The organism is Bradyrhizobium sp. USDA 4353, assembly GCF_054063215.1.
Genome location: NZ_JBSSGB010000001.1, coordinates 6883602 through 6897638 on the forward strand (window position 1 = coordinate 6883602; position 14037 = coordinate 6897638).

At 67.6% G+C, this 14037-nt stretch carries 1 protein-coding gene (cut by a window edge); it reads right to left on the reverse strand.

Features of this window, described 5'->3' with window-relative positions; all coding sequences use genetic code 11:
• Positions 1 to 14037: the 3' portion of a non-ribosomal peptide synthase/polyketide synthase gene (locus ACVILH_RS31150; RefSeq protein WP_456716313.1), read on the reverse strand. The gene runs 2370 nt beyond the window's last position; the window shows 14037 of its 16407 coding nt (coding positions 2371-16407); its start codon lies off the right edge, out of view — the gene reads right to left on this strand; it ends in the stop codon at positions 1 to 3.

The window sequence follows — 14037 nt, forward strand, 5'->3', positions numbered from 1 at the left end:
TCATTCTGCCGGTTCGGATTGCAGGGCTGGTGTCGGTTGCGCCGTGCGGTTCGGCTCCAGCCATGACGAGATCGATGACAGGAAGATATCGTTCGCCAGGATCGAGAAGTGGTCGTCACCGATCACGCCGAGATCCACCGCCCCCGTCAGCCGTGCCTCCAGCGAAGCGCGCTGCGCCAGACGCCCGGATGTCCACCAGCAGGCGGGATCGGCAGCGAGATCCGCGGGCCAGTCTGCCGCATAGGCCAGCCGCGCGAGCTGCCGGCCGACGTTGAATGCACTGACGATGTCATCTGCGCCGAGCAGACGAGCGCGCGCTTGCACTGGGGTCGTTCCAATCGCGCTCGCGACCAGGCTTCTGATCGCCGCGTCCGTATCGGGCTCACCGGCCTCGCGCAGCACGGCGGCCTGCGATCTGATCGTGGCCAACTCCACGCTCGGCGCTGCCACGGACAACAATCCGAGCAGATCATCGGTCCAGTGCCGCGCGGCCTTGCTCTCCGCCTTGCGCTGCGGATCTGGAACGAAGCTGTCGATCAGACCGAGGCTCGCGACCTCCCGGCCGCGGCGCTCCAGCTCGGCGGCGACCAGGCACGCGATCAGCCCGCCAAGCGACCAGCCGATCAGATGATAAGGGCCACGGTCCTGCGTCTTCAGGATCTCGTCGGCGTAGTCGGCGGCCATGGCGGTGAGTGACCCATCGGCAAACGACGGATCGATCAAGCTCCGGCATTGTAGCCCGATCAGTTGGCGCTGGCCCTCCATGCGGCGCGCCAGCGGCGTATAATCGAACACCGTGCCGAAGCCGCCATGGAAGCAGAAGACAGGCTCCGTGCCCGCGACCGGCGCATTCAGCGGCAGCAGGGCCGATGGCCGCGCCGCCGGGCTCGCGTCCGTGCCGAGCAGCGCGCGGATGGTCGGCTTCTGCAAGAGATCGCGGAGCTTGATCTCGGTGCCGAGGATCGGCTCGCGACGAAGCCGCGCGATCACCTTCAGGCTCAGGATCGAATTGCCGCCGAGCTCGAAGAAGTTGTCGGTGACGCCGACCTGGGGAATGCCGAGGACATCGGCCCACAGCCGGGCCATCGCGATCTCGGCGGGACTTTCGGGCGCGACGAAGCTGCGTGCCGCCGCAGCCTCGGGCGCCGGCAGCGCCTTGCGATCGACCTTGCCGCTCGACAGCGTCGGCAGCCGCTCGAGCACGGCGATCCGGGCCGGAACCATGTAGGCCGGCAGGCTCCGGCGCAGCGAGGCCGCAAGACTCGCGGACAGCCGCTCGGCCGCAGAGCCAGCGGCATTGCGCGCATACCTCGGCGCCACATAGGCGATGAGCTGGTTGCCTCCAACGCCGGGCACGGCGAGCACCGCAGCCTGCGCCACCGCTTGTTCGAAGAGCAGCGCCGACTGGATCTCGCCGAGCTCGATGCGGAAGCCGCTGACCTTGACCTGATCATCGCCGCGTCCGAGATACTCGATGACGCCATCGGCATCCCAGCGTGCGAGATCGCCGGTGCGATACAGGCGAGCGCCTGGAGCGGACGAGAATGGATCCGGCACGAAACGCTCGCCGGTCAGCCCAGCCCTGGCGTGATAACCACGCGCCAGACCGACGCCGCCGATATAGAGCTCTCCGGCCGCGCCGGCGGGCACGACATTGAGCTGGCCATCGAGGATGTAGGCCGTGCGGCAGCCGACGGGGACACCGATCGGCGCATAGGCCTTCTCACAGTCGGCGTTGCCGTCAACCTTCCAGACCAATGGCGTCACGACCGTCTCGGTCGGCCCATAGCCGTTGATCAGGATCTGCGGCTCGAGCGTCCGCTTCACCTTGTCGAAGCCCGCCTTCGGCATCGCCTCGCCACCGAACGAATACAGCTTCACCGGCGGCGGATGGCCGGTCTGCTCGACCCAATCAGCGACCTGCTGCAGATAGGCCGGCGGCAGACCGAGATGGGTGACGCCATGCGTGCGCGCGGCCTCCACCGTCTGCTCAGGCGTCCACAACTCCGCATCGCGCATGACGAGCCGTGCCCCTTGCGACAGCACCGTGAGCCAGCGCTCATGCGCGCCGTCGAAGGCAAGCGACAGGAAGTGCAGCTCGCAGGACTGCGCGTCGATCTCGTAGAGCGCAGCGGTGGCGCGGCAATGCATGGCCAGGGGTCCATGCGCGACCGCAACGCCTTTCGGCCGTCCGGTCGAGCCGGAGGTGTAGATCACATAAGCAAGGTTCTCCGGATGCAGGCGCAGCTGTGGTTGATGATCCGGTCCTGTCTCGAAGTCGAAGCTGGGAAGATGGATGCGCGCCACGCCATCCGGCGCGGCCACGTCACGCGCCCCGCACAGCAGGAGGGCAGCACCGCTGTCATCCAGCACGTAGGCGATGCGCTCGGGCGGCAGCTCGGGATCGAGCGGCACATAGGCGCCGCCCGCCTTGAGCACGGCGAGCAGCGCCAGCATCGTCGCCTCGGTGCGCTCGACCACCACGCCGACGCGCTGATCCGGCGTCAGTCCAAGTCTGATCAAGTGATGCGCCAGGCGATTGGCGCGACGCTCGAGCGTCCCATAGGACAGGCTGCTCGCGCCGATCGTCAGCGCTGTTCGCTCGGGCGCGAGCAGCGCATGCTGCCTGATCGCCTCATGCACGAGCGGGACCGATGCGGCGGACACCGCATGGGCGTTGCAGGCATCCGCACGCGCGAAGTCCTGGCTCGTGGCGGCATCGATCGCGCCGACCATCAACGCGGAGTCCCTCGTCAGAGCCGCGAGCAGATGCTCGAACTGCGCCCGGATCCGTTCCGCCTGGTCGGGCGTGAAGTGGCTCGGCATATAGGTGAGTTCGACCTGCAGCGTGTCCTCGACCATGACGGACAGGTCCATCGGGTAGTTGGTCACATCGACATGGCGCAGGCCTGAGAAGCTCAGCGAGCCGTCACCGATCAGGCCGCGATCGACCGGATAGTTCTCGAACACGATGATGCTGTCGAAAATCGCCTCGCCGGTCCGGCCGGCCCAGCTCTGGATGTCGTAGAGCGGCGTCTGCTCATGATTGCGGATCGCGGCGTTGCGGGTCTGCATCGCGCGCAGCCAGTCGCCGATCGTGGCGGCCGACGGCGGCGTCTCGATCATCGGCAGCGTGTTGATGAACAGGCCGATCATCTGCTCGGCGCCATCCAGGCTCGCAGGGCGGCCGGCGACGGTGACACCGAACGTCACGGTGCTCTGGCCGGTGTAACGCTGCAGCAGCAACGCCCAGACGCCCTGGATCAGGGTATTGAGGGTGACCCGCTCCCGGCGGGCAAACGCCTTCAAGGCTGCGGTCGCGCTTTCCTCGAGCCTGACGTAGCTGCGAGCATGGCCATGCGCGTCATTGCGACGGGCGCCGAATGCGTCGGCAAGCTGCGTCGGCTGCTCGAAGGCGGCCAGTTGCTCGCGCCAGAAGCGTTCGGCCTCTCCCGCATCCTGGGCGGCGAGCCAGGCCATGTAGTCACGATAGTGCGACGGCGCGGGCGCGAGCTGGCGTCGGGCATAGCTTTCCAGGACTTCACCGAGGAAGCGCGCCGAGCTCCAGCCATCCATCAGGATGTGGTGATAGGTCCAGATCAGGCGGTGGCAATCATCGTCGACCCGCAACAGACGCACGCGCTGCAACGGCGGCCGCGCCAGATCGAACTCCGCATCGCGCTCGCCGGCCAACGCTGCCGAAAGCCGGGTCTCGTCGATCGCCTGCCCGCGCCAATCGTCGATTTCGAACGGCACGACCGCGTGGTGATAGACGGCCTGCAGCGGCGAGCCGGACAGCTCGCGCCAGAGGAAGCCCGTCCGCAGCATCGGATGCCGCGCAGAAACGATCTGCCATGCTGCGCGCAGGCGCTCGGGATCGAGCCCGCGGATCTCGACGCTGATCTGGTTGACATAGATGCCGCTGCCGGCGTCGCGCAGGCTGTGGAACAGCATGCCCTGCTGCATCGGTGACAGCGGGTAGATGTCCTCGATGCGGTCCCAGTCGAGACCGAGCCGCGCGAGCTCGTCATCGGAAAGGCCAGCCAGCGCGCCACGTGTCAGGGCCGTCCTCTTCCGGTCCTCCCGCGCTTCACGGCTGACCGACGCTAAGAGCTCGATCGTCTGGTGCCGGAACACATCTCGCGGCTCCAAGAGAATGCCGGCACGGCGTGCGCGGCTGACCACTTGCAGCGAGATGATGGAATCGCCGCCGAGCTCGAAGAAATTGTCGGTGACGCCGACATCGTCCCGGTGCAGCAGCTCGGCCCAGATCGCGGCGAGCGCGGCCTCTGTCGGCGTACGCGGCGCGACGCGCTGCGCGTCACTCGGCCTGGTATCGGGCAGCGGCAGCGCCTTGCGATCAATCTTGCCGTTCGGCGTCAGCGGCAGCTGCGGCAGCACCATCACCCGCGCCGGCACCATGTAGTCGGGCAGCACGGCGGCGAGCGCCGCGCGCAGCGCTACACCGTCGACATCATCGCCGCTGACATAGCCGACCAGCTGCCGGCTCCCGCCAAGCTCCTGCGCCACCACGACACTGTCGCGCACCCCCGGCTGCTCGCGCAGCCGCGCCTCGATCTCGCCGAGCTCGATGCGATGGCCACGGATCTTCACCTGGTGATCGGCGCGGCCGACATGGTCGAGCACGCCATCGGCGCGCCACCGGGCGAGGTCGCCGGTCCGGTACAGCCGTGCGCCGGCAGGGCCGAACGGATCTGGGACGAACCGCTCGGCGCTCAGCGCCGCGCGCTGCCAATAGCCACGGGCGAGGCCTTCGCCTCCGATGAAGAGCTCGCCGACCACGCCGACCGGCGCGAGATTGAGATCCGCGTCGAGCACATGCAAGGTCGTATTGCCGATCGGACCGCCGATCACGGGCGATGGATCAGCCGCATCGAGACGATGGCGCGCCGACCACACCGTGGTCTCGGTCGGCCCATACAGGTTCCAGACTTCGCTGCTCAAGGCCGTTAGCCGCCGCGCCAGATCCGGCGCCAACGCTTCGCCGCCGCTCAGCAGACGGCAATGCGCGGGCAGCCAGCTCGCCGTCTCCTCATGATCGAGCAGCATGCGCCAGCTCGACGGCGTGGCCTGGATCATGGTGACGCCATGCCGGGCCACGATCGACTTCAGCACGGCCGGATCATGCGCCGCTATGCGATCGGCGAGCACGATCTGCGCGCCATGCGTCAAGGGCAGCCACAGCTCGAGCACCGCGATATCGAACGACAGCGAGGTCAGTCCGAGCACGCGATCCTCAGTCCGGATGCGCGGCTGCTCGGCCATGGTCCCCAGGAAGTTCGCCACCGCGCCATGGCGCACCATCACGCCCTTCGGTAGCCCGGTCGAGCCCGAGGTGTAGATGACATAAGCGAGGCTTTCCGGATGTAGTTCGACGTCGAGATTGCCGGCATCGGCGTCACCCTGCCCGGCCTGCGCATCGAGCAACCAAGCCTCGGCACCGCTCGCCTCCAGCACCGACGCGAAGCGATCCTGCAGCGCAGCCTGCGTCAGCAGCAGACGCGCCCCGCTGTCTCTGAGCATGTGGGCGAGCCGCTCGGACGGATAGTCCGGATCGAGCGGCACATAAGCTCCGCCCGCCTTGAGCACTGCGAGCAGCGCCACCATCATCGTGACGCTGCGCTCCAGCGCCAGGCCGACCACGACGTCAGCGCCGATCCCGTGCGCCCTCAGATGAGACGCCAGCCGGTTCGCGCGCGCGTTCAGCTCGCCATAGCTGATCATCGTATCGCCGTGGACCAGCGCGATGGCATCAGGCGTACGTTTCACCTGCGTTTCGAACTGGGCAACGAGACTGGTGAATGTCGCGCTCTGCGCCGTGTCATTCGCGCGCGCGAGCATTGCGAGATCATCGGCCGCATGGGCGACGATGTTCCCGACGGGCTGCTCCGCATCGCCAATGAGCGCCGCCAGCAATTGCACGAACGTCGCCTGAAGCCGGCGGATCTGGATCTCGTCGAAATGCTGCCGCTGAAAATTGAACACCAGCCGCAGCTCGCCGTCGAGGCCGACGCTGATGAACAGCGGATAGTTGCTGGTCTCCAGGATCTGTGTCCGGCTGGCGCTGAGATCGCCGCGCTTCGTCTTCAGGGCCTGATCGACCGGATAGTTCTCGAACACCAAGATGCTGTCGAACAGCGCGCGCCCGGCCCGCCCCGCCAACCGCTGGATATCGGCGAGCGGCATCCAGCCGTGCTCGCGCAGAGCAAGATTCCGGTTCTGCAGCTCGCGCAGCCAGGCGCCGACGCCGTGCCCCGGATGCCGCGTATCGACCACCGGCAGAGTGTTGATGAAGAGACCGATCATCTCCTCGGCGCCGACGAGGCCAGCGGGCCGATCGGAGACCGTCACGCCGAAGCACACCGTCTCCTGACCGGTGTGCCGCCGCAGCAGCTGGGCCCACGCGGCCTGCACGACCGTGTTGAGCGTCACGCGCTCGCGGGTCGCGAAGTGCTGCAGACTCGCGCTGAGATCCGGATCCACCGCCATCGTCAGAGAGCCGTGACCGACGATGTCTGCGCCGGCCGATGTGAGAAGGCTGGGCTCGTCGAGCTCAGCCAGCGTCTCGCGCCAGAATGCTGAGGACGCGTCGTGGTCGCGCGTCTGAAGCCAGGCAATGTAGTCCCGATAGCGCAGCTTCTGCGCCGGCAACGAGCCCTGCTCCAGCAGCAGCATCACTTCGGCCATGAACCGGGCCGAGCTCCAGCCATCCATCAGGATGTGGTGATGCGTCCAGATCAGCCAATGACGGTCATCGCCAAGCCTGATCAGGCTGAGGCGCTGCAATGGCGGCCGCGACAGATCGAACCCGTCTGCACGCTCGCGCCTTGCGACCGCGTTCAACGCGTCGTCCAGTGCTGCCGGAGCCAGTCCAGCCGCGCGCGCACGCCAGTCTTCATCGACGAACCGCATTTCTGCGCGGCGATACACGACCTGCTGCGGCGATCCCGACAGCTCTCGCCACAGGAAGCCGGTGCGCAGCACGTCATGACGATCGGTCACCGCCTGCCAGGCCGTCCGCAGCCGCTCCGGATCGAGGCCGCGAATCTCGGCCGTCAGCTGGTTGACATAGAGGCCGGTGCCGTCGTCGTGCAGCGCATGAAACAGCATGCCCTGCTGCATCGGCGACAGCGGATAGATGTCCTCGACCTCGCGCCAATCGAGCGCCAGCATATCGAGCTCGTGCTGCGTCAGCTTCGACAGCGGCACGTCGGATGGCGTCACGCCCCGAACATCGCCCGCGCAATGATCGAGCAACTCCTGCAGGGCCGCCTTGAAGCCGTCCGCGAGGCGATCGACCGTCGCCGTGCGGTAGCGCTTGCGGCTGAAGCCGAACGACACTTGCAGCCGGCCACCCTGCACCCGGGCATTGATTGCGAGATGGTGCCGCAACGGACTCGATGCAGCGCGCGATGGGCCCGCGCTCTCGGGCGCCATGGCAAACAACGCAGCTTCGCCGGCGCCGTCATCCATCTGCCCGAGATAGTTGAAGCCGATGCGCGGCTCACCGCACGCTGCGACCGCTTTGCGCTGCGGATCGGAGCCGAGATAGCGCAGCAGGCCGTAGCCCAGACCGTGATGCGGAACGCCGCGCAGCATCTCCTTGGTCGCCTTGATCAGCGATGCCGGATCGAGGCCTCCATTGGCCAGCCGCACGGGAAACGCCGTCGTGAACCATCCGACCGTCCGCGACAGATCGAGCCCGGCCCCGATGTCCTCACGGCCATGGCCCTCGAGCTCGATGAGCACATCCGTGCTGCCCGACCATTGCCACAGCGCCCGCGACAGCGCCGACAACAGGAGATCATTGACCTGCGTGCGATATGCTGCATGCGCCGGTCCCAGCAGAGACGCGGTCAATCCGGCGTCGATGTCCAACGTGACCTCATGCGCATCGGCCACCGTATCGCGGCCGGCGTGGTCGTCGTCGCATGGCAGATCGTCCGTCGGCTTGATGGCCGTCCAATACGCGAGCTCCGCAGCCAGCTCATCCGAGGCGGCATAGGCGTGCAGCGCTGCGCCCCACTGCGCATAGGCATGCGTCTTCGGCGGCAGCGCGACGCTCTCGTCTCCGCGGACGAATTGCTCATAGGCGGCCGCGAGATCCTCCAGCAGCACGCGCCAGGACACGCCGTCGACGACCAGATGGTGAGCCACGATCAGCAGCCTCTGCTCGCCGCCGGGCAAATCCATCCCGACGACGCGGAGCAGAGGTCCCTGCGCCAGCGAGAGACTCGCTTGAACCTCCGCGGCGACCGCCGTCACTGCGGCGGCATCGGCGACCTCGCAGGCTCTGAACAAGTCAGTGCGCGCGGATCGATCGTGCTCTGCGCGCCAGACGCCTTCGTATCGTTCAAAGCGCAAGCTCAAAGCATCATGGTGAGCCACGACGGCCTCGACAGCACGACCCAGCGCGGTCCAATCCAGTCGCTCGCGCGGCCGCAACAGCAAGGCCTGATTCCAGTGGTCGGGCGTCTCCAGCTCCTGCGCGAAGAACCTGAGCTGGATCGGCAGCAGCGGATGCGCTCCGGTGATCGGGCCCTGCTCAGCCTGCGTCACCGCATGCAGCTCGACACGTGCCTCGCGGGCGAGCGCTTCGAGCGTCTGGTGCTTGAAGACGTCGCGCGGCTCGATCACGAGACCGGCGCGCCGGGCGCGGCTGACCATTTGCAGCGAGATGATGGAGTCGCCGCCGAGCTCGAAGAAATTGTCGGTGCCCCCGACATCCGGCGCGCGGAGCAACTCCGCCCAGATCGCAGCGAGCTTGGCTTCGTTCGGCGTTCGCGGCGCGATCCGCCCGGCCGTCGTCCCCAGCTCCGGAGCAGGCAGCGCAGCACGGTCGACCTTGCCGTTCACCATCAGCGGCAGACGGTCGAGCACGACGATGCGCGCCGGCACCATGTAGTCCGGCAGCTCAGCCGCCAGCGCCTCGCGTAGTGCCGAACTATCCAGTGCGCCGCTGCCGCTGACATAGCCGACGAGCTGGTGCCCGGCGCCGAACGCGCGCGCGACCACGGCCGCGGCGCTGACCGCGGGCTGCTGCAAGAGGCACGCCTCGATCTCGCCGAGCTCAATGCGGAAGCCGCGGACCTTCACCTGATGATCGGCCCGGCCGACATAATCGATCGCGCCATCGCTGCGCCAGCGCGCCAGATCACCTGTCCTATAGAGCCGATCGCCCGGCTCGCCGAACGGATCGGCGATGAACCGCTCTGCCGTCAGCGCCGCGCGGCCGAGATAGCCGCGCGCGAGTCCGACGCCGCCGATATAGAGCTCGCCGGTCGTCCCCTCATCGACCAGATTCAGGTCGGCATCGAGAATGCGCAGGATGGTTCCCGGAATCGGATGGCCGATCGGAACACGCCGTCCGCCCGGTCGGACGCACGTCCAGAACGTCGCGTTGATCAGCGTCTCAGTCGGTCCGTAGCGATTGTCGAACCGGAGCGCGGGGAGCACGGCGCGGACCTCGTCCATGAGCTGCACCGGCAGCGCCTCGCCGCCGGAGAACAGCCGCGTCAGGCTGGTGCAACGCGCGACGTCCGGCTCGGCGATGAACTGCGCAAGCATCTGCGGCACGAAGTGCAGCGTGGTCACGCCGTGGGCTATGACCGTATCGATCAATCGCCTGGGCTCGCGATGCGCGCCGGGCGGCGCGATCGCCAGCCGCGCGCCTGTCGTCAGCGGCCACAGCATCTCCCAGACCGCGACGTCGAAGCTGAACGGCGTCTTCTGCAGCAGGGTCTCGCTCGGCGCGAGTCGATATTCCGCCTGCATCCATGCGAGCCGCGCCGCGAGCGCGCCGCGCGTGCAGCCGACGCCCTTGGGCAGGCCGGTCGAGCCCGAGGTATAGATGACGTAAGCGAGACTTTCGGGATGCACTGGCAGCGAGAGATCGAAGCCGTCGCTGTCCAGCGGGCGACCACCATCAGCGGCATCGGTCACGATCAGATCGGCGCCGGCCTCGGCGCTCACGGCGCTGAAGCGGTCGTGCAACGCAGACATCGTCAGCACCAGCCGCGCGCCGCTGTCGCGCAGCATCATCGCAAGCCGCTGGCTCGGATAGTCCGGATCGAGCGGCAGATAGCCCGCGCCGGCCTTCAGGACCGCGAGCACGGCGACGATCATGTCGATGCTGCGCTCGAAGGCGAGGCCGACCGGAACATCCAGATCGACACCCCGCGCACGCAGTTGCCGCGCGAGCCGGTTGGCGCGCCGATTCAGCTCGGCATAAGAGATGCGCTCGTTCTCGGTGACCAGGGCGATTGCGGCCGGCGCCATGGCAGCCTGCCGCTCGAACTGCGCGACGACATCATCGAACTCTTCGTGGGGCGTCTGTCCGACAGGCCCGGCGCTCCAGCCAAGCACACGCTGCGCATTGGCGTCGTCCAATCCATGCAAATCGGCGAGCGGCCGCGTGCTTGCGTCGGTCATCCGCGCGAGCAGACAGGCCAGCGCCGCCTGCAGCCGCTCGATTTGTGTGCCGTCAAATCGGCTGCGGTCATAGCGGAAGCCGAGCCGGATGCCGGCCTCGGTGACGAAGACGGCAATGGTCAGCGGATAGTTGGTGACCGAGATCTGCTCGGCCCGGCTCGCGCGCGGACCGTCGCCGGAGTGATCGCGCAGGACGTCGTCGACCGGATAGTTCTCGAACACGAAGATGGTGTCGAACAGCGCGCGGCCGGGGCGGCCCGCGAGCCGCTGGATGTCGTAGAGCGGCATCCAGCCGTGCTCGCGCAGATCGACGTTGCGGTCCTGCAGGCCGCGCAGCCAGTCGCCGATCAACGTCTTCGGACTAGTTTCATCGAGCACCGGCACGGTGTTGATGAACAGGCCGACGATCTCATCCACGGCGGCGATCTCGGGCGGCCGGCCCGACATCGTGGCGCCGAAGCAGACGGCCTGCTGACCGGTCAGCCGCCGCAGCAATTGAGCCCAGGCGCCTTGCAGCACCGTGTTCAGCGTCACCCGCTCGCGGCGAGCCAAGGCCTGCAACTGCTCGGTCTGCGCGGCATCGATGACCAGGTCGATGGAGGCGTGACCGGTCGCCGCATGCTCGGGCGCACCGAGCGCATCGGCCAGCAGGCTCGGCTCCTCAAGCCGCGAGAGGAGTTGCGACCAGAACACGCCCGACGCGTCCTGGTCCTGCAGCTGAAGCCACGCGATGTAGTCGCGATAGCGCCCCCGCACAGCGGTGAGCGAAACGCCACGGGCCTGCTGCATGATCTCTGCGATCAGTCGCGCCGCGCTCCAGCCGTCGAGCAGGATGTGATGATGCGTCCAGATCAGGCGTTGGACACCGCCGCCGAGATCGATCAGGCGGACCCGCTGCAGCGGCGGCCGCGACAGATCGAAGCCGGCCTGACGTTCCTCTTGCGCAGCGGTAGCGAGCGCGCTGTCACGCGCGGCGGCGTCCATCCCGGCGACACGATCGCGCCAATCCTCCGCAACGAAGGGCACCGCGACCTGCCGATACACCACCTGCTGCGGCGCGCTGGACAGTTCGCGCCAGACGAAGGCAGTCCGCAGCACGGCGTGGCGCGCCGTCACGGCTTGCCAGGCGGCCTGCAGCGATGATCCGTCGGCCCCGCTGATGTCGACCGCGATCTGGCTGACATAGCTGCCGCTCTCGGCATCGCGCAGCGCGTGGAACAGCATGCCCTGCTGCATCGGCGATAGCGGGTAGATGTCCTCGATCGCGCGCCAGTCATGGGAGGCGCCAAGAAGATCGAGCTCGGACTGGCTGAGCCGCGACAGCGGAACGTCGGACGGCGTGAGGCCGTGGACGCCGCTCGTGCAATGCGCGACGAGCTCGCGTAGCGCCAGGGAATAGCAGGCCGCCAGCCGTTCGATCGTGGCGCGACGATAGCGTTTGCGGCCGAAGCTGAACGTCAACCGCAGCTCCCGATCCAGCACCTGTCCGTTGATGCTGAGCCAGCGGCCGAGCGGCGCGCTGGCGCTGCGCGCGGGTCCGGCGCTTTCCGCCGCCAGGCTGAACGCACTGTCCGCGCCGAGGCTCGATCCGAACTGGCCGAGATAGTTGAAGACGATGCGCGGCTTCGCTGCGGTCGCCAAGGCCTCGCGTTGCGCAGGGCTGCCGCAATAGCGCAGAACGCCATAACCCAGCCCGCGCGCGGGAATGGCGCGGAGTTGCTCCTTGGTCGCCTTGATCAAGGTCGCATTATCGCTCGCGCAACCCGACAGGCAGACGGGAAAGGCGGTCGTGAACCAGCCGACCGTCCGCGACAGATCGACACCATCGAAGATGTCTTCGCGCCCATGTCCCTCCAGCTCGACGAGGATGTCGTCGAGCCCAGCCCAGCGTCCGACCGCCCTGGCCAGTGCCGCGAGCAGCAGATCATTCACCTGCGTACGATAGGCCGCAGGCGCATCCTTCAGCAGCTTCGCCGTCAGCTCCGCGTCGAACGCAACGACGACGTCCTCGCCATCAGCCACGCGGTCGATATCGCCATGGTCGTCGTCGCAAGGCAGATCGGCTGCGACGGTCCGGGTCTGCCAGTAGTCGAGCTGATCAGCGAGCTCCGCGGTCGACGCGTAGTCTGCGAGACGACGGCCCCATGAGCCGACGGATTGGCTCTTGGGCGGCAGCGCGATCGCGATGACGCCCTGCACGGCCTGACCGTAAGCAGACGCGAGGTCCTCGAGCAGGATGCGCCAGGACACGCCGTCGACGACGAGATGGTGCACGACGATCAGCAGCCGCTGGCTACCATCCTCCACATCCATTCCGACCAGACGCAGCAGCGGTCCTTGCAACGACAGGCTCGCCTGGGCGGCCGTCGCAAGCCCGGTGATCTCTGCAGCGTCCGCAACGCTCCGCATCCAGAGCAGATCGCGGGATGACGGCGCCTCGCCATACTCCGCCTTCCAATCACCGTGGCCTTCCGCGAACCGCATCCGCAGCGCGTCGTGCTGGGCCACGACCGCAGCGACGGCTCGAGCCATGGCGGCCCAATCCAGCCGTGCATTCGGCTTGAGCAGCACGGCCTGATTCCAATGATGGCGCTCGCCGGCATCCTCGGCAAAGAAGCGACGCTGGATCGGCAGCAACGGCGCCGGGCCTTCGTCCGGCTCGGTCGTCTGCTTCGCGAGATCAGGAGCCTGCTCGCTGCGCGCAACTCGGGCCAGCTGTTCGAGCGTCTGATGCCGGAACAGATCGCGCGGCTCGATCGAAAGGCCGCGTTGACGGGCGCGTCCCACCACCTGAAGCGAGATGATGGAGTCGCCGCCGAGCTCGAAGAAATTGTCGTGCAGGCCGACGCGCGCCTGTCCGAGCAGCTCGGACCAGATCGCAGCCAACGTCAACTCCGCCGTGGTCTGCGGAGCGACGTAGTCCTTGTCGGCGGAAGGCGCTGCGGGAAGCGGCAAGGCATCGCGGTCGATCTTGCCATGCGCCGTCACCGGCATCTGCGCCACCGGCACGATCCGTGCCGGGACCATGTAGTCGGGCAATTCCGCAAACAGAGCCGCGCGAAGAGTCGCCTCCTCGAGCTCGCCTTCGCCGCAGACGTAGCCGACCAGTTGCTGGCGTCCGCCGATCTCGCGCGCGACGACCACCGCCGAGCGTACCCCGCCCTGCTGAATCAGTCGCGCCTCGATCTCACCGGGCTCGATGCGGAAGCCACGGATCTTGAGCTGATGGTCGGAGCGCCCGACATAGTCGATCACGCCGTCCTCGCGCCAGCGCGCCAGGTCACCGGTGCGATACAGCCGTGCCCCCGGCTCACCGTGGGGATCGGGAATGAAGCGTTCCGCTGTCAGCCCCGGACGGTTCCGGTATCCGGTCGCGAGCCCCTCGCCGCCGATATACAGCTCAGCCGTGACCCCGACGGGCACGATGTTGAGATCGCCATCGAGGATGTAGGCCGAGCGTTGTCCGACCGGCCGGCCGATCGGCGCGTAGGCGCAATCGATGTCGACATCGGCATCGACCTTCCAGACCAACGGCGTCACCACGGTTTCCGTCGGGCCATAGCCGTTGATCAGCTTGCGTGGCCG